The 25,402-nt window shown below is 68.3% G+C and carries 26 protein-coding genes; 11 read left to right on the plus strand and 15 right to left on the minus strand.

The genetic code is table 11. The features are described from left to right. Nucleotide 1 precedes the first annotated feature (1 nt). Nucleotides 2–1,072 (minus strand): alanine racemase, encoded by a 1,071-nt coding sequence (gene alr / locus AC5P9I_RS18015; RefSeq protein ID WP_049464532.1) that lies wholly within the window; start codon nt 1,070–1,072, stop codon nt 2–4. Next, nucleotides 1,051–2,355 (minus strand): D-amino acid dehydrogenase, encoded by a 1,305-nt coding sequence (locus tag AC5P9I_RS18020; RefSeq protein ID WP_032959242.1) that lies wholly within the window; start codon nt 2,353–2,355, stop codon nt 1,051–1,053. Before AC5P9I_RS18020 ends, alr begins: the two co-directional genes overlap by 22 nt. A 149-nt stretch (nt 2,356–2,504) precedes the next feature. Here AC5P9I_RS18020 and AC5P9I_RS18025 point away from each other — a divergent pair, with 149 nt between their 5' ends. Next, nucleotides 2,505–2,984 carry an Lrp/AsnC ligand binding domain-containing protein gene (locus tag AC5P9I_RS18025; protein ID WP_049464533.1) on the plus strand — a complete coding sequence of 160 codons (480 nt, stop codon included), beginning with the start codon at nt 2,505–2,507 and terminating at the stop codon, nt 2,982–2,984. Nucleotides 2,985–3,095: 111 nt separating this feature from the next. Here AC5P9I_RS18025 and AC5P9I_RS18030 read toward each other — a convergent pair whose 3' ends face one another. Continuing rightward, entirely contained in the window at nt 3,096–3,275 is a 180-nt protein-coding gene (locus AC5P9I_RS18030; protein ID WP_053462060.1) for a hypothetical protein, read from the minus strand. Between the two features lie 133 nt (nt 3,276–3,408). Beyond that, the gene (locus AC5P9I_RS18035; RefSeq protein WP_130768528.1) at nt 3,409–3,783 is read right to left on the minus strand and encodes a classical arabinogalactan protein 4; all 375 of its coding nucleotides are present in this window, start codon (nt 3,781–3,783) and stop codon (nt 3,409–3,411) included. A 139-nt stretch (nt 3,784–3,922) separates the two neighbouring features. On the opposite strand from AC5P9I_RS18035, the gene msrB reads away from it, so the two are divergent. From msrB to AC5P9I_RS18060, 5 genes are all read left to right on the plus strand, one after another. Beyond that, the gene (gene msrB, locus AC5P9I_RS18040; protein WP_130768529.1) at nt 3,923–4,390 is read left to right on the plus strand and encodes a peptide-methionine (R)-S-oxide reductase MsrB; all 468 of its coding nucleotides are present in this window, start codon (nt 3,923–3,925) and stop codon (nt 4,388–4,390) included. A 91-nt stretch (nt 4,391–4,481) separates the two neighbouring features. Beyond that, nucleotides 4,482–5,336: a flagellar motor stator protein MotA gene (motA, locus tag AC5P9I_RS18045; RefSeq protein WP_014645799.1), complete on the plus strand. Its 855-nt coding sequence runs from the start codon at nt 4,482–4,484 to the stop codon at nt 5,334–5,336. 3 nt (nt 5,337–5,339) lie between these two features. Then, nucleotides 5,340–6,278: a flagellar motor protein MotB gene (gene motB / locus AC5P9I_RS18050; RefSeq protein ID WP_057494271.1), complete on the plus strand. Its 939-nt coding sequence runs from the start codon at nt 5,340–5,342 to the stop codon at nt 6,276–6,278. A 128-nt stretch (nt 6,279–6,406) separates the two neighbouring features. Continuing rightward, on the plus strand, nt 6,407–6,895 hold the full coding sequence (locus tag AC5P9I_RS18055; RefSeq protein WP_130768530.1) for a hypothetical protein: 489 nt from the start codon (nt 6,407–6,409) through the stop codon (nt 6,893–6,895). A gap of 13 nt (nt 6,896–6,908) precedes the next feature. Then, nucleotides 6,909–7,184 (plus strand): DUF4031 domain-containing protein, encoded by a 276-nt coding sequence (locus AC5P9I_RS18060; protein ID WP_014035835.1) that lies wholly within the window; start codon nt 6,909–6,911, stop codon nt 7,182–7,184. A gap of 191 nt (nt 7,185–7,375) precedes the next feature. Here AC5P9I_RS18060 and AC5P9I_RS18065 read toward each other — a convergent pair whose 3' ends face one another. Then, nucleotides 7,376–7,918 carry a DUF6630 family protein gene (locus AC5P9I_RS18065; protein WP_032959249.1) on the minus strand — a complete coding sequence of 181 codons (543 nt, stop codon included), beginning with the start codon at nt 7,916–7,918 and terminating at the stop codon, nt 7,376–7,378. 90 nt (nt 7,919–8,008) lie between these two features. Here AC5P9I_RS18065 and AC5P9I_RS18070 point away from each other — a divergent pair, with 90 nt between their 5' ends. Next, nucleotides 8,009–8,257: a DUF3297 family protein gene (locus tag AC5P9I_RS18070; protein WP_005415112.1), complete on the plus strand. Its 249-nt coding sequence runs from the start codon at nt 8,009–8,011 to the stop codon at nt 8,255–8,257. Between the two features lie 49 nt (nt 8,258–8,306). Here AC5P9I_RS18070 and AC5P9I_RS18075 read toward each other — a convergent pair whose 3' ends face one another. The 3 genes from AC5P9I_RS18075 to AC5P9I_RS18085 form a co-directional block, all read right to left on the minus strand. Next, complete coding sequence (locus AC5P9I_RS18075) at nt 8,307–9,956, minus strand: Na+/H+ antiporter (protein WP_005415111.1); 1,650 nt, start codon at nt 9,954–9,956, stop codon at nt 8,307–8,309. A 117-nt stretch (nt 9,957–10,073) separates the two neighbouring features. Continuing rightward, nucleotides 10,074–10,862, minus strand: coding sequence for a dioxygenase family protein (locus AC5P9I_RS18080; RefSeq protein WP_049464550.1), 789 nt, complete (start codon nt 10,860–10,862; stop codon nt 10,074–10,076). A gap of 31 nt (nt 10,863–10,893) precedes the next feature. Beyond that, nucleotides 10,894–11,304, minus strand: a complete 411-nt coding sequence (locus tag AC5P9I_RS18085; protein ID WP_049464552.1) for a DoxX family protein — start codon at nt 11,302–11,304, stop codon at nt 10,894–10,896. Between the two features lie 95 nt (nt 11,305–11,399). On the opposite strand from AC5P9I_RS18085, the gene AC5P9I_RS18090 reads away from it, so the two are divergent. Continuing rightward, the gene (locus AC5P9I_RS18090; protein WP_053462055.1) at nt 11,400–12,281 is read left to right on the plus strand and encodes a LysR family transcriptional regulator; all 882 of its coding nucleotides are present in this window, start codon (nt 11,400–11,402) and stop codon (nt 12,279–12,281) included. A 95-nt stretch (nt 12,282–12,376) separates the two neighbouring features. On the opposite strand, the gene AC5P9I_RS18095 is transcribed toward AC5P9I_RS18090, so the two are convergent. After that, nucleotides 12,377–15,439 (minus strand): bifunctional diguanylate cyclase/phosphodiesterase, encoded by a 3,063-nt coding sequence (locus AC5P9I_RS18095; RefSeq protein WP_164688873.1) that lies wholly within the window; start codon nt 15,437–15,439, stop codon nt 12,377–12,379. Between the two features lie 176 nt (nt 15,440–15,615). On the opposite strand from AC5P9I_RS18095, the gene AC5P9I_RS18100 reads away from it, so the two are divergent. Continuing rightward, nucleotides 15,616–17,727 (plus strand): M13 family metallopeptidase, encoded by a 2,112-nt coding sequence (locus tag AC5P9I_RS18100; protein ID WP_049464558.1) that lies wholly within the window; start codon nt 15,616–15,618, stop codon nt 17,725–17,727. Nucleotides 17,728–17,821: 94 nt separating this feature from the next. On the opposite strand, the gene AC5P9I_RS18105 is transcribed toward AC5P9I_RS18100, so the two are convergent. Together AC5P9I_RS18105 and AC5P9I_RS18110 are read right to left on the minus strand one after the other, a co-directional pair. Further along, on the minus strand, nt 17,822–18,994 hold the full coding sequence (locus AC5P9I_RS18105) for an MFS transporter (protein ID WP_130768531.1): 1,173 nt from the start codon (nt 18,992–18,994) through the stop codon (nt 17,822–17,824). Continuing rightward, nucleotides 18,991–20,205, minus strand: a complete 1,215-nt coding sequence (locus AC5P9I_RS18110; RefSeq protein WP_074725496.1) for an MFS transporter — start codon at nt 20,203–20,205, stop codon at nt 18,991–18,993. The genes AC5P9I_RS18105 and AC5P9I_RS18110 overlap by 4 nt, the downstream gene beginning before the upstream one ends. A 132-nt stretch (nt 20,206–20,337) precedes the next feature. Here AC5P9I_RS18110 and AC5P9I_RS18115 point away from each other — a divergent pair, with 132 nt between their 5' ends. After that, nucleotides 20,338–20,925 carry a TetR/AcrR family transcriptional regulator gene (locus tag AC5P9I_RS18115; protein ID WP_049464564.1) on the plus strand — a complete coding sequence of 196 codons (588 nt, stop codon included), beginning with the start codon at nt 20,338–20,340 and terminating at the stop codon, nt 20,923–20,925. A 110-nt stretch (nt 20,926–21,035) separates the two neighbouring features. Here the strand turns inward: AC5P9I_RS18115 and AC5P9I_RS18120 are convergent, their stop codons facing one another. Further along, the gene (locus AC5P9I_RS18120; protein WP_074725494.1) at nt 21,036–21,965 is read right to left on the minus strand and encodes an oxygenase MpaB family protein; all 930 of its coding nucleotides are present in this window, start codon (nt 21,963–21,965) and stop codon (nt 21,036–21,038) included. A gap of 309 nt (nt 21,966–22,274) precedes the next feature. Here AC5P9I_RS18120 and AC5P9I_RS18125 point away from each other — a divergent pair, with 309 nt between their 5' ends. Then, nucleotides 22,275–22,889: a hypothetical protein gene (locus AC5P9I_RS18125; protein WP_049464567.1), complete on the plus strand. Its 615-nt coding sequence runs from the start codon at nt 22,275–22,277 to the stop codon at nt 22,887–22,889. A gap of 38 nt (nt 22,890–22,927) precedes the next feature. Here AC5P9I_RS18125 and AC5P9I_RS18130 read toward each other — a convergent pair whose 3' ends face one another. Genes AC5P9I_RS18130 through AC5P9I_RS18140 form a run of 3 tightly spaced genes read right to left on the minus strand, consistent with a single transcriptional unit; the run spans nt 22,928 to nt 25,327 of the window. Further along, nucleotides 22,928–23,272 (minus strand): hypothetical protein, encoded by a 345-nt coding sequence (locus AC5P9I_RS18130; RefSeq protein ID WP_187756832.1) that lies wholly within the window; start codon nt 23,270–23,272, stop codon nt 22,928–22,930. A 35-nt stretch (nt 23,273–23,307) separates the two neighbouring features. After that, nucleotides 23,308–24,078, minus strand: coding sequence for a LytR/AlgR family response regulator transcription factor (locus AC5P9I_RS18135; protein ID WP_130768534.1), 771 nt, complete (start codon nt 24,076–24,078; stop codon nt 23,308–23,310). Beyond that, nucleotides 24,068–25,327: a sensor histidine kinase gene (locus AC5P9I_RS18140; RefSeq protein ID WP_130768535.1), complete on the minus strand. Its 1,260-nt coding sequence runs from the start codon at nt 25,325–25,327 to the stop codon at nt 24,068–24,070. Before AC5P9I_RS18140 ends, AC5P9I_RS18135 begins: the two co-directional genes overlap by 11 nt. Between the last annotated feature and the right edge of the window lie 75 nt (nt 25,328–25,402).

The following is a 25,402-nucleotide window of genomic DNA, read 5'->3' on the forward strand; positions in this document are numbered from 1 at the left end:
GTCACTCCTGGTACACCCGCGCCACACGCTTGACCGCGCACGGCAGCTGGTAGGCACTCACGCCACAGCGCGGCGCCAGTTCCGACAGCGTCGGCGCAGCGCCCCACAGTTCCACCACGCTGCCGACGCCGGCCTGCGCGTGCGCAGTCAGGTCCACCGTCAGCATGTCCATCGACACGCGCCCGATCAGTGCGCCGGGCTGGCCATCGATCAATACCGGCGTGCCGTTGGGGGCGAACTGCGGATAACCGTCGGCATAGCCGAGCGCGACCACGCCCACGCGGGTGCGCGCCTTCGCCACGAAGCGCGCGCCATACCCCACCGGCTCGCCGGCCTCGATCCAGCGTTCGGCAATCACCTTCGACTGCATCGTCATCACCGGGCGCAGGCGCTCGGTCAACGCGGTGTCGTCCGGCAGCGGGTTGGCGCCGTACAGCATCAGGCCCGGGCGCACCCAGTCGCTGCGTACATCCGGCCAGCCCAGCAGTGCCGGCGAATTGCATACGCTGGTCTCGCCGTGCAGGCCGTCGATGGCGCGGGCGAAGGTCGCGGCCTGTTCGTGGGTGCGCTCGCTGTCCAGCTCGTCGGCGCGCGCCAGGTGGGTCATCAGTACGATGCGTTCGACCTGCGGCAGCGTCGACAGGCGTGCATGCGCGGCGCGGAAGCTGTCCACGTCCAGGCCCAGGCGATGCATGCCGCTGTCCAGCTTCAGCCACACCGTCAGCGGGCGCGGGCTGGCGAAGGCGGCCAGCGCCTCCACCTGCCACGGCGAACCGACGGCGAACCAGAAATCGTGTTCGGCCACCAATGCCATGTCGCTGGGCTCGAAGATGCCTTCCAGCAGCAGGATCGGTGCTCGGATGCCGGCCTGGCGCAGCTCCAGCGCTTCTTCGATGGTGGCCACGCCGAAGCCATCGGCCTCGCCTTCCAGCGCCTGCGCACAGCGCACTGCGCCATGCCCATAAGCATCAGCCTTGATGATCGCCAGGGCCTTGCCACCGCCCAGTTCACGGGCAAACCGGTAGTTGCTGCGCAGGGCGCCCAGATCGATCAGCGCGCGGGCAGGACGCATGTGCGGTTCTCGTGTTGCGGCGCGTGACCGTACTGGCCGTAGCGGAAAATATCCAGACCTTCGGTGCTGATCTGCGGCTGGCGCGCGCTCATCAGGTCGGCCAGGTAGCGGCCCGAGCCACAGGCCATGGTCCAGCCCAGCGTGCCGTGGCCGGTGTTGAGGTAGAGATTGCGGAACGGCGTGGCGCCGATCACCGGCGTGCCATCGGGCGTGGCCGGGCGCAGGCCGGTCCAGAACTGCGCGCGCGACAGGTCACCGCCCTTCGGGTAGAGGTCGCTGACCACCAGCTCCAGGGTTTCGCGGCGGCGCTGCGACAGCGACAGGTCGAAACCGGCCACTTCGGCCATGCCACCGACGCGGATGCGGTCGTCGAAGCGGGTCACCGCCACCTTGTAACTCTCGTCGAGGATGGTCGAGGTCGGCGCCATCGCCGGGTCGGTGATCGGCAGGGTCAGCGAATAGCCCTTCAGCGGGTACACCGGCAGGCGCATGCCCAGCGGTGCCACCAGCGCCGGCGAGTAGCTGCCGAGCGCGACCACGAAGCGGTCGGCGGTTTCCCGCTTGCCGTCGATGCGCACGCCGGTGATGCGGTCGCCCTCAAACTCCAGGCCGGTGATGTCCTGGTCGAAGCGGAATTCGACGCCGGCATCCACGCACATCTGCGCCAGGCGGCGGGTGAACAGCTGGCAGTCGCCGGTCTGGTCACGTGGCAGGCGCAGTGCGCCGACCAGGCCGTCGACATGGGCCAGGGCCGGTTCGGCCTGGATGATGCCGGCGCGGTCCAGCACCTCGTACGGCACGCCGTACTGGGCCAGGATCTCGATGTCCTGCGCCGAAGCGTCCAGCTGCTGCTGGGTACGGAACAGCTGGGTGGTACCCAGGTCGCGGCCTTCGAATTCGATGCCGATCTGCGCGCGCAGCTCGTTCAGGCAGTCGCGGCTGTATTCGGACATGCGCACCATGCGCGCCTTGTTGATCGCATAGCGCTCATGCGTGCAGTTGCGCAGCATCTGCCACAGCCAGCGGTACTGGGCCAGGTCCATGCCCGGCTTGATCGCCAGCGGCGCGTGTTTCTCGAACAGCCAGCCGATCGCTTTCTTCGGCACGCCGGGGGCCGCCCAGGGCGAGGTGTAGCCAAACGACAGCTGGCCGGCATTGGCGAAGCTGGTCTCCAGCGCCGGGCCGGGCTGGCGGTCGATCACCGTGACTTCAAACCCGGCCTGTCGCAGGTACCAGGCACTGGTGGTGCCGATCACGCCGCTGCCGAGAACTAGGACTCGCATGGGAATTCTCCAACCCGATCATTCCCTGCACCAGAGCGCGCGGGGACCATAATTGGGGAAGTATAGACAGGCAATACCAGTCGATTTGCCTGATTTACAATCAACCGGCAGGATGTTCTCCTGCAATTCATTCCCCGAGGTTGACGGCCATGGCCCCCCGGACCCGCGAACTGGACAAGATCGACCGCAAGATCCTGCGCATCCTGCAGGCCGAGGGCCGTATTTCCTTCACCGAACTGGGTGAACGGGTCGGCCTGTCGACCACCCCGTGCACCGAGCGCGTGCGCCGGCTCGAGCGCGAAGGGGTGATCACCGGCTACCACGCGCACCTCGACCCGGCGGCAGTGAAGGCCAGCCTGCTGGTGTTCGTGGAGATCAGCCTGGCCTACAAGTCCGGGGACATCTTCGAGGAGTTCCGGCGCGCGGCGCTGAAGCTTCCCAACGTGCTGGAGTGCCACCTGGTGTCGGGCGACTTCGATTACCTGCTGAAGGCGCGGATCAGCGAGATGGCCTCGTACCGCAAGCTGCTGGGCAGCACGTTGCTGACGCTGCCGCATGTACGGGAATCGAAGAGCTACATCGTGATGGAAGAAGTGAAAGAGACGCTGAGCCTGCCGATTCCGGATTGAAGCTGGGAACCGGTTGGGGCCAGAGCCCGCTGCGCGGGATCCGACCCCGGTCGCCAGCTGGCAAGGGGTCGGCTCCCGCGCCGCGGGCCCTGACCCCGGTCATGGCGATAGTCAGCGCTGCTGCGGATGCTTCTGCGAGCGCTGTTCCTGCGGCTTGCCGCCCTTGTGCTGCTGCGGCTCCATCTGCTGTTGCTGCTGCTGTTGCTGCTGCGGGTTGCGGCCCTGCGGTTCCTTGCCGGGATGACGGTTCTGCTGGTTTTTCATGATCGCGATCCAGTGGACGAAGGACATGCGGCGGCGGAATGCCGGCGCACGGCCACGTTGGTCCGGCAGCGGTTAATCGCAGGCGAAAAAGCAGTGATTGGCAGATCGTTGTTTTCGTGCGTTCAGGCCAGCGTGTCCGCCCGCCGGGCCTGCGGCGGCGTCAGCGCTTGATCTGCTGGCCATCGCCGGCCGGCACGCTGTCGTAATAACGACCGGTGCGCGAATCGAACACGCGGTTCGGGCCTGCGGGGCGGACCCCGGGCACGATGCGGCCGTTGCGGTCATAGACCTTGTCGGCCGGCTTCGGCGCCGGGGCGGGCGCGACCTGGGCCGGACCGGTGGACTTGATCGGCTGCGTGGGCTGCGGCGACGGCAGCACAAGCGGCTGCGGCCGGGCCGCTTGTGGCGGGGGTGCCACCGGCGGCGGGGCCACGCGGGTCGCGCTGCGGGTGGCGGTCGGGTCGGCCGTGGGCATCTGGGCCTGCGCCAGTGCCGGCATCAGGGCGATCAACAGCAGGGGAAGGGTCGGTTTCATGGCACGCTCCGGCGTGGATCGCAGTCACCTTGCGCCCGCGCCTGTGTGCCGCCCATGAACGGCCATCACACTTGCAAGCGCGCGCCACGACCCCCACGTTGTCCGGCATCCCAGGCCATCGACCCCACGGAGAGCCGGCATGACTGCCTTCGACCTGACGCCCCCTACTGCCACCCAGACCGAGGCGCTGGTCGCCGGCCTCAGCAGCGAAGAGCGCCGCGTGCTGCTGCAGCACGGTACCGAGGCGCCCTTCTGCGGCGTGTTCCTCGACAACAAGCGCGATGGCGTCTACTGCTGCCGGCTGTGTGCCCTGCCGCTGTTCCGCTCCAGCACCAAGTTCGATTCCGGCACCGGCTGGCCCAGCTTCTTCGCCCCGTTCGACCCGGCGCACGTGCGCGAGATCCGCGATACCAGCCATGGCATGGTGCGCACCGAGATCACCTGCGCCCGCTGCGGCAGCCACCTGGGCCACGTGTTCCCGGACGGTCCGCCGCCCACCTACGAGCGCCACTGCCTGAACTCCGTCTCACTTTCGTTCGTCGGCACGGGCGAGCCCTGGCCCGATCCGCTGCAGCGTGGCGGTGCCGAAGCCGGTGTGGCGGGCTGAAACACCCCGCTGACCGATTTCACAGAATTCCCTCTTCAGAAAACCGGGCGACGGGCCGACAAGGAGATATCCCCCCTCCCTGCGTCGCCCCATGCTCATCATCGTTGGATTCCTGGTCGTCATCATCAGCGTGATCGGGGGCTACCTCGGTGCCCACGGCCGCCTGGGTGCCCTCTGGCAGCCCTACGAGCTGGTCATCATCGGCGGCGCCGCACTGGGCGCGTTCCTGGTCGGCACCCCGGCCAAGACGGTCAAGCAGACCCTGCAGGCCATGGTCGGCGTGTTCAAGGGCCCGCGCTACAAGCAGCAGGACTACATCGATGTCCTCAGCCTGCTTTATGAACTGCTCAACAAGGCCCGCCGCGAAGGCTTCATGGCCCTGGAAGACCATGTCGAGCGGCCGGCCGAGAGCGCCCTGTTCGCCAACTACCCCAAGGTGCAGGCCGACCACCACCTGATCGACTTCATCACCGACTGCCTGCGCCTGATGATCGGCAGCAACATCGAGCCGCACGAGCTCGAGCCGCTGCTGGAGCTGGAACTGGAGAAGCACCACGCCGAGGCCATGGCACCGTCGCAGGTGCTGACCAAGGTCGCCGACGGACTGCCCGGTTTCGGCATCGTCGCGGCGGTGCTGGGCATCGTCATCACCATGGGCTCGATCGGCGGCGACATCGTCGAGGTCGGTGGCCACGTGGCCGGTGCACTGGTCGGCACCTTCCTCGGCATCCTGCTCGGCTACGGCTTCGTCGGCCCGATGGCCGCCGCCATGGAGGCACGCGCCGAGCAGGACAGCCGCATCTACGAATCGGTCAAGACTGCCCTGCTGGCCTGCCTGCGCGGTTACAACCCGAAGATCGCGCTGGAATTCGCCCGCAAGACGCTGCCGTCGAACGTGCGCCCGGCCTTCTCCGATTTCGAGCAGCACCTGAAGACGGTCAAGTAAGCCATGGCCGAGAACAAGCCCACCGTCATCGTCCGCCGGGTCAAGAAAGCCGGCCACGCCGCTCACCACGGCGGGTCGTGGAAGGTGGCCTATGCCGACTTCGTGACCGCGATGATGGCCTTCTTCCTGGTGCTGTGGCTGATGGCCACCACCAACAAGAACGACCGTGCGGCGATTTCGGAGTACTTCCGCAACCCCAGCCCGCTGAGCGGGCAGAACGCCACGCCGGCGCCCGGCATGGCCGGCCCGGGCGGCGCCAGCACCTCGATGATCAAGCTGGGCGGCGCCACCGACATCTCGCGCGGCAGCAGCAACGATCCCTTCCAGAACCAGAAGGAAGCGGTGCCGCAGCCGGTGGACCAGCAGCAGCGCGACAAGCAGCAGCTGGAAGCGCTGATGAAGGAACTGCAGGAAGCGATCAGCAAGAGCCAGGCACTGGAACCGTTCAAGGACCAGCTGCTGCTGGACCTGACCCCGGAAGGCCTGCGCATCCAGATCGTGGACAAGCAGAACCGGCCGATGTTCGACCTCGGCAGCGCTACGCTGAAGCCGTACACCCAACAGATCCTGCACGAGCTGGCCAACTACCTGAACCACGTGCCGAACCGGATCAGCCTGACCGGCCACACCGACATCACCGCCTATTCGGCCGCACGCGGCTACGGCAACTGGGAACTGAGCGCCGACCGCGCCAACGCTGCACGACGTGCACTGGTGGACGGCGGCCTGGAGGACAGCAAGATCACCCGCGTGGTCGGCCTGTCCTCGTCAGTGCTGTTCGACAAGGCCGACCCGCAGAACCCGATCAACCGCCGTATCAGCATCGTGGTGATGACCCAGGCCGCCGAAGCGGCCGCGCTGGCCGGCGCCGGGCCGCAGGTCGGGCTGTCGGCGCCGACCGCCGACCCGGACGTGCAGGCCGCGCAGGGTGAGGCAAAGTAGACGGTGGGTGCGGACCTTGGTCCGCACATCCGGGAAAGCGTGCGGACCAAGGTCCGCACCCACCAGGGGCATCCCCCGGCGCACCCGCTACAATGGCGGTCTTTCCGTTTCCAGGTGATTCCACCCCCATGTCCCAGAACTCCAAGGCCAAGCGCGACAAGCGCAAGAAGCAGCAGGGCAAGCGCCCGTTCCTCCGCCTTAACGCCCAGCAGCAGGTGCAGAACCATGCCGTGCTGACCAACGAAGACGGCCAGGTGGTGGCGGCCATCGGCCTGCAGGGCCGTGAGTGGCTGCTGGCCATCGGCGGCCAGACCATGGGCAATGCCGAGAACCCGGTGCCGATGCTGGCCATGCTCAAGCACCTGTCCAACGTGCAGGAAAAGGAAGGCCGCAAGGTCAACCTGGAATATTCCGAACTGCTGAAGTCGCTGCTGGACACCCTGGCCGCCGAATCCGATCAGACCGCTGACGAGTACCTGGACAAGCTGGTCGCCGAGTTCGAGACCGTGGAAGCCGAAGAAGGCGAAGAAGCCGCCGCGGCTGCCGAAGGCGACGTGGTTGACGCTGCTGCCGAGGCCGCCCCGGCCGCTGACAGCGACAGCAAGCCGCAGGCCTGAACCGGCCGCGGCGGTGACGGTCTACGTCGATGACGCGGTGCATCCCTGGCGCGGACAGCGCTGGGCGCACCTGATGGCCGACACCCTGGCCGAGCTGCACGCCATGGCGGCGCAGCTCGGCATTCCACCGCGGGCCTTCCAGAACAAGGCCAGCGGTGCCCATTACGATGTCACTGCCGAGCTGCGCGCGCAGGCGATCGCGCTCGGCGCGCAAGCGATTTCGCGGCATGCCGACCGCGAACTGGTCAAAGCGGTGATCGCCAACGCCCGGGCGCAGTACCGGCCGTAGGCCGCGCCGCGGGTTCGCCGGACACCAACCGGCACCGGCGGGGTAGAGTCGACTGTCAGTCGACTATCGCGCGCAGCGCGGGGGTCTCGCGGCCGGATGGGAGAGCAGTCGACTAACAGTCGACTCTACCCCGTCGGGTCGTCCTCAGCGGATCAACCCGCCGGGTCGTGCCCGGCGGATCGGCCCATTGCTCAGAACGGGTCGCTGCCCAGCCGGATTTCCACGTTCAGCAGCGAGCACAGCGCCAGCATCGCGTCGTCGTCGCGGGTCAATGCCATCACCCCGGTGAAGCCGTCACTGCCGGCATCCACGCTCCACAGCGTGTAATTGTGCTCGCGCAGGCGGTCGAAGGCGGTGGACATCAGCTGCACGCCGTCCAGGCCCTCGGCGAAGTCCTCGTCGTCCAGGTCCCCGCCCCAGTCCAGCTGCAGGTTGAAGCGCGCCGACAGCTCGTTGACCGCCGACTGCAGCGATTCCAGGTCATCCCGCTCCACATCGAAACCGGACTGCCAGGCAATGGCGGTGAACAGCGCCGGCAGCCAGTCGCTGTCCGCTTCCAGCGGCTGCCCGTCCTCGGACAGGTGCTCGCGCCAGCGGTTGAACTGCTGCAGGGCCAGCTCTTCGTCGCCCGGGTTGATCAGCACCAGCAGGTTCCAGACCCGCGCCTCGAAGCCCTCCTCGTCGAAGTCGTGGATGTCTTCCTCGAAGTCGAAATAGTCGCTGTTGTCGGGCATGGCGGAACGTCCTCTGGGGCAGGTCGGCATTCTACGGTTTATCCTGTGCCGCTGAAGCCGGCCTTGGTGGCCGTCACTGTGAATGAAGCGATGAGCGATACCCCTCCCGACCACCTGGCGATCAACCCGGCCAGCCCCTTCCATGATGCGCAGGCGCTGGAGCGCGGCGTCGGCGTGCGTTTCAACGACGTCGAGCGCGACAACGTCGAGGAATACTCGGTCAGCGAAGGCTGGATCCGCGTGCAGGCCGGCAAGGCCCGCGACCGCCGTGGCAACCCGATGACCATCAAGGTCAAGGGCAAGGTCGAGGTGTATTTCCTGGACCAGAAGCCGGAGTAAGGCCTGAACGGTGTGCGGACCAAGGTCCGCACCCACCCGGGGTACACGGTCATTCGCGCTTGCGCGATTCCAGCAGGTCCAGGTTGCGGATCAGGCGCCGCGAGATCTCATCGGAGATCACCCCGCGCCGGGTCAGCCGGAACAGTTCCTCACGCTCGGCATTGAGGCCGGCGCTGCGCAGCTGGCGGTAACCCAGCTCCATGCGCCGCACCTTCTCCGGGTCCACGTCGGGCCCGTCGTTGTCCTTCTCCAGGTGCCGCTGGTACAGCAGGCTCACCCGCGAGGCAGCGTCGTTGTACAGCTGCACGTTCTCGGTGTTCTGGTTCATCACCAGCTGCTGGCGCATGCGCTCGACCCCGGCCAGCGCGGCCTTGGACGACAGCCGGCGTGCCAGGTCCTCTTCCTTGCGCTCGCCCGAATCGGCCGGCAGCTGCAGGCCCTTCAGCAGCTGCGGCAGCGCCACGCTGGCGCCGACCAGCGAGAACAGGATCACCGCCGCGGCCAGGAAGATCACCAGGTCGCGCGCCGGGAACGCGCTGCCATCGGGCAGGAACAGTGGCAGGGTCAACACACCGGCCAGGGTGATCGCGCCGCGCACGCCGGCCACCGAGGTCGCCACCACGATGCGCCAGTTCGGCGCCTCGCCCCGCTCCAGGCCACGACGGCGCGCACGCAGCAGGTTCCAGCGCAGCGACAGCCATACCCACAGCAGGCGCAGCAGGATCAACGCCAGGTTGATCACCACCACGTAGACCAGCAGCCACCATGCACTCTGGTGGCCGGACTCGTTCATGGTGGTGGTGGCGCGCTCGACGATGCCCGGCAACTGCTCGCCCAGCAGCACGAACATGATGCCGTTGAAGCTGAACTGCAGCATGTTCCAGACACCCGCGCGCTGCACGCGCATGCTGCCGGAGACACGGCCGGTCAGCTCGACGTAGCTCATCGCGATGCCGGCGGCGACCGCGGCGAGGATGCCCGAGGCATGGATTTCTTCGGCCAGCAGGTAGGCCGCAAACGGGATCAGCAGGTTGACCAGCATCGCCGCACCCGGCTCCTCGCCGAAGCGGCGCCACAGCCAGCGCTGGAACGTGGACACGCCGAGGGTAACCGCCACGCCCACGGCCAGGCCGGCCACCGCCACCCACAGGAAGGTCAGCGAGGCCGTGGCCAGCGAGAAGGAACCGGTCATCACCGCCGCCACCGCGAAGCGGAAGCAGACCAGGCCGGAGGCATCGTTGAGCAGCGATTCGCCTTCCAGGATGTGCATCAGGCGCTTGGGAATCGGTGCCTTCGAAGCAATCGCGCCCACCGCCACCGGGTCGGTCGGCGAGACGATGGCCGCCAGCGCGAAGCACACCGCCAGCGGCATCACCGGGATCATCCAGTGGATCAGCAGGCCGGCACCGATCACGGTGAACACCACCAGGCCGAACGCCAGTTCGAGGATCGCCCCCTTGTCGCGGAACAGGCCCTGCTTGGGAATGCGCCAGCCATCCAGGAACAGCAGCGGCGGCAGGAACAGCAGGAAGAACACTTCCGGCTCCAGCGCGTGGCCGCGGTTGAACACGCCGGCGATCACCGCCCCCAGGCCGATCTGCACCAACGGCAGCGGCAGCGAGAACGGGAGGACGCGAACCAGGTAGCCGCTGGCGACAACGGCCACCAGCATCGCCAGGACGACTTCGATGGTATGCATGCTTCTTCCAGGAAGCGGCGCGTGGGGAGGCACGAGGGCCAGCGCCGGAAACCCGGAAAAAACTACCACATGCGGCCCTGGCCGCGACGGCCGCAGCCGCCGCGCGTCAGCCCCGGCTCATGCCCCGTCGAAGCGGTACAGATCCATGGCCAGGAAGCCGGCATCGATGCCGGCGTCGATGCGGCGCGCACCGAAACCGCCCTCGCCGGCTGCACCCATCGCGAAGAACAGCGGCAGCAGGTGCTCGTCGGTCGGGTGCGCACGCTCGGCGAACGGGGCCTGCCGGCGGTAATCGAACAGCGCCTGGCGGTCATCGGCGGCCAGCCGCTGCTCCACCCACTCGATGAAGGGCCGCACATACGGTGCTTCCTTGCCGTCCTGGTAATCGCCCCAGTCGTGCAGGTTGTGGGTGATGCTGCCCGAACCGACCAGCAGCACGCCCTGTTCGCGCAGCGGCGCCAGCGCGCGGCCCAGCGCGAACTGATGCTCGGGGCCGAGCAGCGGCTGGATCGATACCGGCACCACCGGGATGTCGGCCTGCGGGCGCAGCAGCCGCAGCGGCACCCAGGCACCGTGGTCGAGGCCACGCTGCGGGTCGAGCGCCACCGGCAGCCCGGCGGCGGCGATGCGGCCGGCCACCTCTTCGGCCAGCGCCGGATCGCCGGGCGCCGGGTACTGCAGTTCAAACAGCGCGCGCGGGAAGCCGCCGAAGTCGTGGATCGTCGGCGGCTGCGGGTGCGCACCGACCAGCGGCTGCCGGCCCAGCCAGTGCGCCGAGGCCATCACGATGGCACGCGGCGTCGGCAGGTCGCGCGCCAGCTCGGCCAGGCGCACGCCGACCTGGCCCGGATGCAGGGCGGTCATCGGCGAACCGTGGGAGATGTACAGCGAAGGCAGGCGGGACATGGAAGGCTCCAGTTGCAGGGTCGGGCGGCGATCAGCGCGAACGCAGGGTCCACTTGCCATCGCCGATCAGGAACAGCACCACCAGCGCCAGCGCCCAGAACGCCGGGTATTCCCAGCCGCCGCCGGCATTGGCGAAGCCGAAGCCGTTGGCGCCGTGCACGGTGACGATGGTGCCCAGCAGCAGCGGCACGCCGATCAGGCCCATCCAGCGCGCGTAGATGCCCAGCAGCAGCGCGGCGCTGATCGCCAGTTCGACGCCGAGGGTGAGATAGCCGAGTACCCCAGGCAGGCCCAGCGATTCGAAGAACGCGGCAGTACCGGCCGGGGTGAACACCAGCAGCTTGGTCAGGGCGTGGACCAGGAACAGCACGCCCAGGGCCAGGCGCAGCAGGGTGGCACCGTACGGGGCCAGCGACGAGACAGGAGCGGTCGTGGTGTGCATGGCAAAGCACCTTGAGGGGGTGGAGACAGGTTATTGCGCGTTCGTGGACCGATAAATAGGATCGTTTGACCGTATTTATTTCAAAAGGCGCAACAATGGACACTCTCGAGGCGATGCGCGTGTTCGTGGCGGTGGTCGAACGCAATGGCTTCAGCGCCGCCGCCCAGGCCCTGGACCTGTCCACCGCCGGCGTCACCCGCCAGGTCGCGGCGCTGGAAAAACGCCTGTCCACCCGCCTGCTCCACCGCACCACGCGCCGGGTCAGCCCGACCAGTGCCGGCGCCGCCTACTACGCGCAGTGCGTGCGCCTGCTGGCCGAGTTCGATGCGCTGGAGGCCAGCATCGGCGCGCAGGCACTGGAGCCTTCCGGGACGCTGCGCATCAACGCCCCCGTCAGCTGGGGCATTGCCCGCCTCGGCCCGCTGCTGGCCCGCTACCGCGAGCGCTTCCCGCAGGTGGAACTGGACCTGGCCCTGTCCGACCGCCTGGTCGACATGGTCGAGGAAGGCTACGACGTGGCCATCCGCATCACCCGCGAACCGAGCCCGGCGCTGATTGCGCGCCGCCTGGGCGAGTCACGGGTGAGCCTGTGCGCGGCGCCGGCCTACCTGGCCGCGCGCGGCACCCCGCAGCATCCGCAGGAGCTGCAGGCCCACGCCTGCCTGAGCTACAGCTACTGGGCCGCCGGTGACCACTGGCCGCTGCAGGGACCTGGCGGCGAGGTCAAGGTGGCGGTGAACAGCCTGCTGCACGCCAACAACGGCGACGTGCTGCGCGAAGCGGCGATCGCCGGCATGGGCGTGATCCTGCAACCGGATTTCCTGCTGGAAGACGCGCTGGCCGATGGCCGCCTGGTGCGCGTGCTGCCCGAATGGGAGGCCTCGCCGATCGGCATTTTCGCCGTCTATACCAGCCGCAGCCACCTCGCACCGAAGGTGCGCAGTTTCATCGACCATCTGGTGGAAAGCGGGGTGTAGCCGAGGCTGGCGTTTGCCGGTAGTGCCGGCCGCTGGCCGGCAATCAGACACCTCCCGGTCCTGGGCCAATGCCGGCCAGCGGCCGGCACTCCCACTTAGGCGGCGACTTCATCCAGCGCGTCGATGATCCGCTCCAGCGGCGCCGGCCGCCCCAGCAGATAGCCCTGCACCTGGTCACAGCCGTGCGCGGCCAGCCAGTCCAGCTGCCCCGGCGTTTCCACGCCCTCGGCGATGATGGTCAGGCCCATGCTGTGCCCCAGCGACAACAGCGCGCGGCAGATCGAGGCATTGCGTGGGTTGGTTTCCACGTCGGCGACGAAGCTGCGGTCGATCTTCAGGATGTCCAGCGGCAGGTGCTGCAGGTAGGACATGCTGGAATAGCCGGTGCCGAAATCATCCAGCGACACGCGGATGCCCTGCTCATGCAGGCGCTGCATGGTCTGCATCGCCTGCGCCGGCTTGCGCATCAGGCTGCTCTCGGTCAGCTCCACGTGCAGCGCGCCGCGGGCCAGGCCGAAATCCTGCTGGGCACGGGTGAATTCGGCCACCAGATCGCTGTTGAAGAACTGCACCGCAGACACGTTGACCGCGATCGGCAGCTCGCCCCACCCGGCGTCGACCAGACGGCGCTGCGCCTTCGCCGCCGCGCGGATCACCCAGCGGCCAAGCGCCAGGATCAACCCGGTGTCCTCGCACAGCTGGATGAACTCGTTGGGCGGGATGAAGCTGCCATCGGCCTGCGGCCAGCGCAGCAGTGCCTCCAGCGCTGCCGGGCTGCCGTCGCTGGCATGCCGGATCGGCTGGAAATACAGCTGGAATTCGTTGTCGATGGCGGCATGGATGCGCCCGGCCAGGCGCAGGCGGTCGGCCAGGCGCGTGGTCACGGCCGCGTCGAACCAGACCACCACGTTGCCCTCGGCGCGCGCCGCATGCGCGGCCTGCGCGGCCATGCCGATCACCTGCTCGGCCGTGTGCCCGTCACCGGCGATGTGCACGGCCACGCCGATACGCGGCTCGAACTGGTGCAGCGAGTCCTTGCCGCGCATCGGCGCCGACACGATCTGCAGCAGGTCGTCCAGCACGCGCTGGGTATCGTGCTCGGCACCGATGGCGAACACGAAGTCCTCGGCCGGCTGGAACGCCAGCGTGCCACAGCGCGCGCCCAGGCCCCCGAGCCGGGTCGCCATCGACTGCAGCACCGCATCACCGATCTCGCGACCGAGCGTGTCGGCCACCAGCTGCAGGCCGCGCAGCTGCACGAAGGCGATGGTATAGCCGGCGTCCTGCTCGTCCAGCTGCTCGGTCAGGGCGCGCACATTGAGCAGGCCGGTGGCCGGGTTGTGCCGTGCCTGGTACGCCAGGTCGCGCTCGTAGGCCAGCCGCTCGCTGACATCCTCGGCCAGCACCAGGCACGCGGGCTGCCCATCGAAATCGAGCTTGGACAGGTGTGCGCGCACCTCGAACACACTGCCGTCCTTGCGCCGGTGCAGGCGCACGGTCGCGTCGGGCGGATCGCCCACCTGCGCCCGTTGGATGGCACCACGCACTTCGTCCCAGCCTTCGCGCGGGCGGATGTCGAGGATGCTCATCGCCAGGAACTCGTCGCGGCTGTAGCCGTACTGGCGCACCGCAGCGTCGTTGACCTCGATGAAGCGCAGCGTATCCGGGTCGAACACCCAGAACGGCGCCGGATTGCGGTCGAACAGCAGGCGGAAGCGGCGCTCCACTTCGCTCATCTGCTCGCGCGCCTGATAGCGTTCGCTCAGGTCGGTCAGGGCACCGATCATGCGCCGCTCGCTGTCGGCCACTTCCACCCGCTGCCCACGCGCGCCGACCCAGCGCACCTCGCCTCCGGGCAGCACCAGGCGGAACACCTGGTCGAGCACCGCGCCGCCGGCGAAGGCCTGGTCGAACGCCTGCTGCAGGCGCGCGGCATCATCGCGATGCACGCGCGCGAAGAAATCCGCAACCGGCAAGGCGTCGGTCTGTACCCCAAAGATCTCGCGGGCCAGCGGCGACCAGCGCAGCAGCGCGGCGTCCTCATCCACGTACCACGTGCAGACACGCCCGACCTGGTGCGCCAGGCGCAGCTCGGCATGGCCGGCCTTCAGCTCCTCGGCCATCGCCTGCTGGCTGCGGGTACTGCGGCGGACGGCGTACAGCAGCACCAGCAACACCACGATGTAGGCCAGCACGATCGCCACCGAGGCCTGCAGGTACGGCCACCAGGGTGCCAGCACGTCCTCGTCGGCCAACCCGACCTGTACCGCCAGCGGACTGCGTTCGAGCGTGCTGATGGTGAGGATGCGCGGCACGCCGTCGACGACGCCGGGCATGCTGCCCAGCTCGACCACTGCCTGCGTGCCGAGCAGGTCCCGGCGCGGCAGGTCATAGCGGCGGCCCACCGTGCCATGCGGATCGGGTACGCGGGCCAGCATGTAGCCCTGGGCATCGCTGATCGAGACCAATCCGTTGGGACCGACATCCAGGCCGCCGACGATGCGCTGCAGTTCGCCACAGCGCAGCCGTGCCAGCAGCCAGCGCCCATCGGCCATCGGCAGCGCCAGCGGGACCACCCAGCCCCCATCGCTGGCGCGCTGCGGCGGGCCGATGTACAGCGCGCTGCCCGGGCCGCGCCGTTGCGGATCGGTCCACAGCGGCAACTGCAGGTCGCCCTTGCCGGCCGTCAATGCGCGGCCATAGCTGTCGAGCACCACGATGCTGTGCAGTTCGGCGTGCCGGCGCAGCACGCCGCCGATGGACGCATCGAGCAGGGCCGGCGCCTGCGCCGGCACACTGCGGAACAGTTCCGCGGCATCGGCGGCGATGCCGGACATGGCCCGCTCCAGGTTGCGCAGCTCCAGGGCCAGCAGGCGCTCGCTGCCCACCGCCAGCGCGCGGCTCTGCCGCTGCGCCGCTTCCAGGCGGCGGTGGTGGTCGTTGACCAGCATCAGGGTCAGGCCGGCCACCAGCAGCACGCCCACCAGCACGCCGCCCCAGGTAATGGCGCGCAACGGCCGGGCCAACGCCCGCTTCAGCGCGGGCATCGGTTGATGTTCCTTGTGCAGTCGGCTGGCTTCATGCGCGAACGAATCCTCCACGTCCCCGACCTCAACGGCCGGCGGACGCCATTCTTGACGCCTGACCCCGTCCTGCATGGCCACCTCCCCGTGTCCGCGCAGGGCTCGAGGGTCCAGCATGCACCACCCCGGTGACGGCGTGAAGATCGCCGCTGCGCGTTCAGCCAGATCCTGCACAGGGCAGGCGCCGCAGGGGAGCGGCCAGCGGCGCTGGAGCGGATTAGACTTGGTGTTTTCCGCCGCAAGAGAAGTCCATGTCCAAGCTGCGCCGTCCCACCCTGGCGCTGGCCATCGTCGCCAGCCTGTCCCTGGCCGCCTGTGACCGCCCGGCCGACCCGGCCGCCACGGCCACCGCCCCGGCCGACGCCGCCCCCGCTGCGGCCAAGCCGATGCTGGGCAGTTTCGGCTTCGATGCCAGCGGCATGGACCGCAGCATCGCCGCCGGCGACGACTTCTTCGGCTTCGCCAACGGCACCTGGGTGAAGAACACCGAGATTCCGGCCGACCGCTCGCGCTTCGGCAGCTTCAATGTCATTGCCGAGAAGACCCTGGCCGACACCCGCGCCATCCTGGAAGGGGCTGCCGGCAACACCCAGGCCAGCGGCGACGACAAGCTGATCGGCGACTACTACGCCGCCTACATGGACGAAGCCGGCATCGAGCAGCACGGGCTGGCGCCGGTGCAGCCGCAGCTGAAGGCCATCGATGCGATCGCCGACAAGGCCGGGCTGGCGCGGGCCCTCGGCGGCGACCTGCGCGCCGACGTCGACCTGCTCAATGCCACCAACTTCTACACCGACCGCCTGTTCGGCCTGTGGGTGTCGGTGGACATGCTGCAGCCGGACCGCACCGCGCCGTACCTGGTGCAGGGCGGTCTGGGCATGCCCGACCGCGACTTCTACCTGGGCGATGGCCGCATGGCCGAGCTGCGCAAGCAGTACCAGGCCTACATCGCGCAGATGCTGCAGCTGGCCGGCGTCGCCGACCCGGCCGGCAAGGCGCAGCGCATCCTCGCGCTGGAAACCAAGATCGCGCAGGCGCATGCCACCCAGGAAGAAACCAACGACGTGACCAAGGGGGCCAATCCCTGGACCCAGGCCGACTTCAATGCCAAGGCGCCGGGCCTGGACTGGAACGCCTTCCTCGATGCAGCCGCACTGGGCAACCAGCAGGACTTCATCGTGTGGCAGCCCAAGGCCGTGGCCGGCCTGTCCCGGCTGGTCGCCACCGAGCCGCTGGACGCGTGGAAGGACTACCTGGCGTTCCACGCGCTGGACCGTGCCGCCGCTTACCTGCCGAAGAAGTTCGCCGACGCCCGCTTCGCCTTCCATGGCACCGCGCTGAGCGGCACGCCACAGCAGAGCGATCGCTGGAAGCGCGCGGTGGACGATGCCAACCATGCGGTCGGCGAGGCCATCGGCAAGCGCTACGTCGAGAAGCACTTCGACGCCAGGACCAAGGAACGCGCGGACGAGATGGCGAAGAACATCATCGCCGCCTTCAGCAAGCGCATCGACGCACTGGCGTGGATGTCACCGCAGACCAAGGCACATGCCAAGGCCAAGGTGGCCGGCTTGACCGTGGGCATGGGCTATCCGGAAAAGTGGCGCGACTACACCGGCCTGGAGATCCGTCGTGATGACCCGCTGGGCAATGCACAGCGCGCCGAGCTGTTCGAGTACCAGCGCAACATCGCCAAGCTGGGCAAGCCGGTCGACCACAGCGAGTGGGCGATGCTGCCGCAGACCATCAATGCGATGAACGTGCCGCTGGAAAACCGCCTGGTGTTCCCGGCCGCGATCCTGCAGCCGCCGTTCTTCGACGGCGCCGCCGACGACGCGGTGAACTACGGTGCGATCGGTGCGGTGATCGGCCACGAGATCAGCCACGGCTTCGACAACGCCGGTGCGCTGTTCGACGAGACCGGCAAGCTGCACAACTGGTGGACCGACGAAGACCTGAAGCAGTTCAACGCGGCCGGTGATGCACTCGCCGCGCAGTTCAGCAGCTACGAGCCGTTCCCCGGCGTGCATGTGAACGGCAAGCTGACCCTGGGCGAGAACATCGCCGACGTGGCCGGACTGGGTACCGCCTACGATGCCTACCAGCTGTCGCTGCAGGGCAAGCCGGGCCAGACCCTGGAAGGCTTCAGCCCGGACCAGCGCTTCTTCCTCGGCTTCGCCCAGGCGTGGCGCAGCAAGAGCCGCGAGCAGGCGCTGCGCAATTCGCTGCTGACCGACGTGCATGCACCGGGCCAGTTCCGCGCGCTGACCGTGCGCAACATCGACGCCTGGTATCCGGCGTTCGAGGTGAAGGAAGGCCAGAAGCTGTACCTGGCCCCGGACAAGCGGGTCAAGGTGTGGTGATGTAACCGGAACGGGCGCCGCAAGGCGCCCGTTTCATTTCAGGTGGCGGCCGACCTTGGTCGGCACAGGGTGGGAATCCACGCATGGCGTGGCTCTACCTGCGGGTGGTGGCAACCATCAGCAGAGCACTCCCCGCCAACACCGCCGCAGCCCAAAGCGTGGCGTGCAGCCCGATGCCATCCAGCAGGCGACCACCACCCCAGGCGCCCAATGCGATGCCGATGTTGAACGCCCCCACGTACAGCGCGGTGGCGATCTCCACGGCCTGCGGCACCGCTTTCATCATCCAGCCCATCAGACCGACCGACACGCCGCCATAGGCCAGGCCCCACACCAGCATCAACACGCTGCCACCGGCCGGTGTACTTCCCATCCACAGGAACAGCACAGGCGTCAGCAGCAGGCTGGACGCGATGGCCAGCAGCGTGCCGCGTGGATGGCGTGCTGCCAGTGGCCCGGCCAGGAAGTTGCCGACGATGCCGGCCAGGCCGTAGGCAAACAGCAGTGCGCCGACCCATGACGCGTCCACGCCCGACAGGGATGTCAGCAGCGGCCGCACATAGGTGAACGCGATGAAATGCCCGGACACCAGCAGCAGGGTCAGCCCCAGTCCCCGCTGCAGTCCGCGATGACCGAGCTGCTGCGCGAACTGCCGTGGCCGCACCGATGTACTGACCGGCAGCGCCGGAACCACCCACACGTGAAGCAGCATCACTGCCGCGCTGAACAAGGCCATCGCGATGAATGCACTGCGCCAGCCCCAGGCATCCCCGATCAGCACGCCCAACGGAACACCCAGCACCGAAGCTGCGGCCACGCCTCCGAAGATGATCGAAGTGGCCAGGCCAATGCGCTGCGCAGGTATCAGGCGCGCTGCCAGCCCACCGGCGATGGCCCAGATGCCACCCATGCAGAACCCCACCAGTACGCGCGCGGCCAGCAGCCAGCCGATGCCCGGTGCCAGTGCCGACGCAAGGTTGGCGACCAGCAGCAGGCCCAGCAGCGCGCACAGGATGCGGCGACGATCGATGCCACCGGCTGCAATCACCACCAGCGGTGCGAACACCGCCGCCAGCAGGGCCGGCAGCGAGATCAGCAGGCCGGCCGTACCGGTGGACGCGCCGAGATCTTCAGCGACCGGGGTCAGCAGCCCGACCGGCAGCATTTCGGTGGTGACCACCGAGAACGTGGCAAGGCCCACGGCGGACACCGCCCACCACCGATGGCGGGCCACGGGCGCAGGATGCGCAGGCGATGACGCGCTCATGGGATGATGCCTTCGGGCGATCTCGACGCGGCAGACGGGCGCAGCGCACGCTGCGCGAGCACGGCGAACAGCAGCACGCCGCCGCCTGCCGCCAGCGCCACCACAAAACCGCTGCGCACGCCCCCCGCATCGACGCTCTGCCCGGACAGCGCTGCGCCCAGCGCCACGCCGATGTTCAATCCGGCCAGCAGCCAGGTCATGCCCTCGGTCAGGCGCGATTCGGGCACGTGTTGTTCGACCAGCGACATCGCCACGATCATCGTCGGTGCGAAGAACACCCCGGCCAGCAGCACAGCAAGGGCCAGCGCCGGCAGGCTGCCGACCCACAGCAGCGGCACCGTGGCCAGTGCGGTGGCCGCTGCGCCGGTCAGCAACAGGCGCGGTAGCGGTATCTGCAGCGTCCGTGCACCGAACAGCAGGCCCGCCGCGCAGCTGCCCAGCGCATAGGCCGACAGCACCGCGCTGGCAGCAAGCGGCTGTCCCCGCTGTTCGGCGAAGGCGACGCTGGTGATGTCGACCGTACCGACGATCATCCCCATCGCCAGCATCAACAGCGCAAGCAGGCGGATTTCCGGCTGCCGCAGCAGTGATCGCACGGGGGTGACGCTCTCGCAGGGCTGCAGCGGCGGTTCGGTGCCGCGCTGCAGGACCAGTGCGGTCACCCCGAGCACCAGCAGCAGGGCCGCCGCCAGAACGCCCGCCTGTGGCCATACGGCCACCGACAGTCCCACCGACAACGGTGGCCCGGCAATGAAGGTCACCTCGTCGAACACCGTCTCCAGCGAGTACGCGGTCTGCAGCAGCGGACGGCCGCGATGGATCGCGGTCCAGCGCGCGCGCACCATCGCCGACACGCTGGGCATGCAGCCGCACAGCATCGCCGCAATGAACAGCATCCAGTCCGGCGCAGCCAGCAGCGTGCATGCGGGCAGCAGCAACAGACCGGCCGCGCTGGCCGCAGTGGCCCACGGCAGCACCTTGTTTTGCCCACGCCGGTCGACCCAGCGCGACACCTGTGGCGACAGCAGCGCGTAGGTCAGTACGAAGGTGGCCGACACCGCACCGGCCAGCGCATAGCTGCCACGCAGCTGGGACAGCAGGGTGATGATGCCGATCCCGGTCATCGGCAGCGGCAGGCGCGCCACCAGCCCGGCCAGGGCAAGGCCGGCAGTGCCGGGGGCAGTGAACAGGTCGCGGTAGGGGGTAGCCATCAGTTGTCCAAGGCAGCGACTTGCCTGGCGCACAGCGCGCCACGACAATACATACACAGCGTATGAATAAGAGGCTACATTCATACGCGTCGTATGTAAATAATCATGCACTGCGTATGTAAGGAGCTCCGAATGGTTCGTCGCACCCGCGCCGAGATGGAAGAAACCCGCGCCACCCTGCTGGCTGCCGCCCGCCGGCTGTTCAGCGAGCACGGCTATGCGGGCACCTCGATGGACGACCTGACCGCCCAGGCGGGCCTGACCCGCGGTGCGCTGTACCACCACTTCGGGGACAAGAAGGGCCTGCTTGCGGCCGTGGTTGCCCAGCTCGACAACGAGACCGACCTGCGCCTGCAGGCGATCAGTGACACCGCCGACGATGCCTGGGAGGGTTTCGTGCAGCGTTGCCGCGCCTATCTGGAAATGGCCCTGGAACCGGAGATCCAGCGCATCGTGTTGCGCGATGCGCGTGCGGTACTCGGCGGCGCCTCACCGGAATCGCAGCGCCACTGCGTGCACTCGATGCAGCACCTGATCGAACGTCTGGTCGCCCAGGGGATGGTGGCACCGGTAGATGCGCAGGCGCTGGCGTCGCTGGTGTACGGCAGCCTGGCCGAGGCCGCGTTCTGGATCGCCGAGGGCGAAGAGGGGGATGCGCGCCTGCGGCGGGCGACGGCGGCGCTGGAGATGCTCCTGCGTGGATTGAAGGTGGCAGGGTAACGCCCCTCCACGCATCGCGTGGGTCCACCCCCGAATCCGCTCTGGTAGATCCACCCTGGATTGGCGCTTCTGCGGTGCCGCACGAAACGCGTGCCGACCCGGGTCGGCTCCTACCAGGCATCCGCGGGCCACGCCCGCAGGATCTCCACCGGTACGCCCATGCGCGCGCAGGCATGGCTGGCCAGGCCATCGGGCAGCGCGCGGCGGAACAGCGGTGCCATGCCCTGCATCAGCTTCGCCGATGCCGCCGCCTGCGCGCGCTGGCGGCCGCTGCGCTCGAGCATGCCTGCGGCCCAGTCCGGCAGCAACGCCGCGCCCGCCCCCAGGAACACGTCGCGCGACAGCCCCGGCACCGGGACCGGCAGGCGCACGCCGGACAGCACCTCCAGCACCTCGCGCGAGCGATCATCCACACGCAGTTCCGGCTGCCGCGCGCAGAAATACGCCGCCACCTCCGCTTCGCTGCGCGGTACATCCACCGCACCCAGCGCCTCGGCCACGCAGCGGTACTCATCGTAGTAGCGGTCGGCGATGTGCGCGGGGACCTCGCGCCCATAGCGGCGGAAGCCCTGCAGGAACCCGAAGGCTTCGGTCACATGGACCCAGGTCAGCAGTTGCGGATCGTCGGCGGCATAGGGCTCGCCCTGCGCGGTGCGGCCGCGGATCTGCGCGTGGATGCGGCGCACCCTGGCCACCAGCGCTTCCACCTCACCGGTGGGCGCATAGCTGGTGCCGGCCACGAAGGCCGTGGTGCGGCGCAGCCGGCCCACCAGGTCCTGGCGGAAGTTGGAATGGTCGTAGACCCCGGCCAGCGCGCGTGGGTGCAGGGTCTGCAGCATCAATGCGCACAGGCCGCCGGCAAGCATCGACGGCAGCTCGGCATGCACGCGCCAGGTCACGCTGTCCGGGCCGAACCAGCCCGGATCACCCTGCGGATGGTCGTAATCGATGCCGCTCTGCCCGCGCGGGAAGGCCTCCAGTACCCAGCGCCGGATCGGCGCGGTCACGGGGCGGGAGAGTCGCTGCAGCAAGGCCGGCATCACAGGTCCAGGGAAGGCGGAGGAACGGTCGCATCTTGCGCGGTCGGCCCCGATTCTCGGCGATCACGGCGCCGGCGGCGAGTCTTCGCACTCAGCCAGGGTTTCATGTGCGGCCGCAGCACGTTTCACCCTGCGACATCCTGTCGCAGGCTGCGACTGCGATGATGCAATGCATCAATTTTCACCCCCGCCGGGCAAACCCTTGCGCCGCTTGGCATTGCCCCCGTTGCACGGCCCGCTGGAAGTGCTAGAACTGGACCTGCCACACCGTCCAATGCTGATCGACGCACGTTCCACAAGGAGCCAGCCATGATTGCTTTGTTCAAGGGTTTGGGAATTCTGCTTCGCGACAACGAGCTCTACAGCAGCCCGTTCGACAAACAGGTGGCGCACTGGCGCAACCTGAGCGAGCAGCAGATCCGCGATGAAGTGGCGGTGCTGGCCCAGGCGAAGTGCCAGTGGCTGATCGCGTCGATCGTTGGCTGGCAGGCGGCCTCGCTGCTGATCCTCGGCCTGATCGCCAATTACCTGTGGCGCGACGATTTCCATATCACCTTCACCCGCGTGGTGATCGTCTTCGGCTCCTGGGTCTCGATCCTGTTCGTGATCTGGTTCATGGCCAACATGTTCGATCAGCAGGCCGGTTTCGAGCGCTGGATGAAGGCCTTCAACAGCCGCGCGCGCATCAGTTCCAAGGCCGACAGCGTCGAGCACGTGGCCGAGGCGCTGGACCTGGCCGAGCACTACCCGGAAGTGCTGGACTACAAGCAGGCGGTCACCGCCAAGCGCGAACTGCGCCACGAGGACATCCGCATCATGACCGAGATCGGGCGGATGAAGCAGCACTCGGAACTGGTCGGGCGCCTGAACCACGTCGGCGAAACCGAACACCATCACGAGCTGACGCTGCAGCCTGCCTACTGACCCGTCCGGGTAGCGGGGGATCCACACTGCCACCGTGATCACTCACGGTGGCAGTGTTCCATCGGGTCCTGGCTGACGCACTGGCGGAAGCCGTCGGGCAGGTCACGCATGGCCTCGGTCTTGCCCACTGCAACAGTGAACCGGTGCAGCGGCGGCGAGGTGCACGCGGCATCGGGGCTGCAGGCCGGATCAAGCACCAGGTAGTGGCAGGCGCCACTGCTGCTGGCGATGCACTGGAAGCGGGCTTCGCCCTCGACCACCGTGCTCTTGCTGTACAGCGTATCCACGCCGTTGGCCTGGGTCCGGGTGATCGAGGTGTTGCAGGATTTTTCGCAGCCGGCCAGTGCCAGCACGGCCACGCACGCAATCAGTAGACGGGACATGTTCGCTCCTCGGTGCAGGGGCAGTGACGGTGCGGCTACATGCCGCGGAACAGGCTCATGAACGGCTGGCTGACCACCAGCGTCTCCGTGCGCCCGCGCAGGCGCAGTACGCCGCGCCCGGTATCGTCGCGGCTGACCGCCGCCACCGCCTTCATGTTGACGATGGTCGAACGGTGGATCTGGCGGAAATGCTGCGCATCGAGCACTTCCAGCAGCTCGCGCAACGGCGTGCGCAACAGGCTCTCGCCAGCAGCGGTGACCACGGTGGTGTACTTGTTGTCGGCGCGGAAGTAGGCCACGTCCTCGAGCATGATCAGCTGCGTCTCGCGCCCGTTGCTGGCGGTGATCCAGGCCAGCGGCGGGCGCTCCGCCGCGCCCTGCGGGGTGCCCAACCGTTGCAGCAGGCGCTCGAGCACGGCATCGTCCTGCCGCGTCGACGGCAGCCGCGACAGGATGCGCTCGCGGGTCGCCAACAGGCGCTCGTCGCTGACCGGCTTCAACAGGTAATCCATCGCGCCCTGCTCGAACGCGTCGATGGCGTACTGGTCGTACGCGGTGACAAACACCACCTGGGTGCGCGGGCTCAGCTCGGACAGCGAACGTGCCACCTCGATGCCACTGATGCCGGGCATGCGGATGTCGAGGAAGGCGATGTCCGGCTTTTTCTCGGCCAGCTGCTCCAGCGCGCTGGCACCGTCCTCGCACTCGGCCACCAGCTTCAGCTCCGGCCACAGCCGGCCCAGCTGCTCCACCAGTGACTGCCGCAGCAGCTCTTCGTCTTCGGCGATCAGGGCTTCAAGCGGCATGGCTGCGCTCCTTGTTCGACTGCGGCAGGGTCATGGTCGCGGCCACGCCGCTGGGGAAGTTGGCCACGATCGCCACGCCGGCCTGCTCGCCGCAGGTCAGGCGCAGGCGCTCGCGCAGGTTCTTCAGGCCGATGCCGGTACCGCTGGTACCGTGGCCGAAGCCGAGGCCATCGTCGGCCACGGTCACGGTCACGTGGTCGTCGAAGCCGCGCGCCAGGATCCAGATCGTACCGCCGCCGGGCTTGGGTTCCAGGCCGTGCTTGATCGCGTTCTCCACCAGTGTCTGCAGCGCCATCGCCGGCAGGTGGACGCTGTGCAGTTCGTTGGGCACCTGCACTTCCACCGCCAGGCGTGCCCCCATGCGGATGCGCAGGATCTCCAGATAGGCGCGGGTGCGTTCCAGCTCCACGCCCAGCGTGGATACCGACTCGTCCACCTGCGGCAGCGAGCTGCGCAGGTACTGGATCAGGTGGCCGAGCATCTGCTCGGCACGCGCCGGATCGGTGCGGGTCAGGACCTGCGCGTTGGCCAGCGTGTTGTACAGGAAGTGCGGTTCCACCTGCGCGTGCAGCAGGTTCAACCGCGCCACCGACAGTTCCTTTTCCACCTGCGTCTGTTCGGCCGCGGCCTGCTCGTCGCGGCGCTGGTCACCGACGCGGCGGCTGATCGCACGGGTGACCGCTTCGGCATTCTCGTAGTTGCTGCCTTCATCCAGCGCCAGCAGGTCGGCCCACCAACCCGCGTCGGGTTCGAACAGCAGGGTCACGGTGCTGGTGCCCTGCCCCGGCGTCACCGTGGCCAGCACGCTGTTGCGCTTGATCGCCAGCCGCGCCGGCAGGTTCCAGCGCGAGGGCTGGCGACCGTTCCAGAGGTCGACCCGGCGGACATAGGCACGCACCTGCAGGCTGCCGGCCGAACTTTCCACGTCTTCCACGCGGGGCAGTTCGGAGATCGCCGCCTCCACCACCGAGAAGGCGTGGCCGGCGTCCATGGGCAGTTCGATCTGGCGGCGCTGGCGGCCGGACAGGGTGGTGGCATCCAGGCGACCGGCCACCAGCCAGACCCGGCGGACGTGGGTGATGGCACTGCCGAGCGCGGAAATGATCAGGAACATCGCCAGCAGCCCGAAGATCCAGCCCGGGCCATCGTTCATGCCACTGAAGATGCCGCTCCAGACCATGCCCGCGACGAACAGCGCCGCGGCCCAGGCCAGCAGGTGACGGAACAGAAGTGAAAGGCTGGCGAACACGGCGGCGCCTTGGAGGAAGAGGGTGAGCCGAGCATAGGACGGCCGGCTGGGCAAACAAGCGGCCTGCGACGAAGG

This window comes from Stenotrophomonas sp. YJH_SMC_29 (assembly GCF_059371235.1).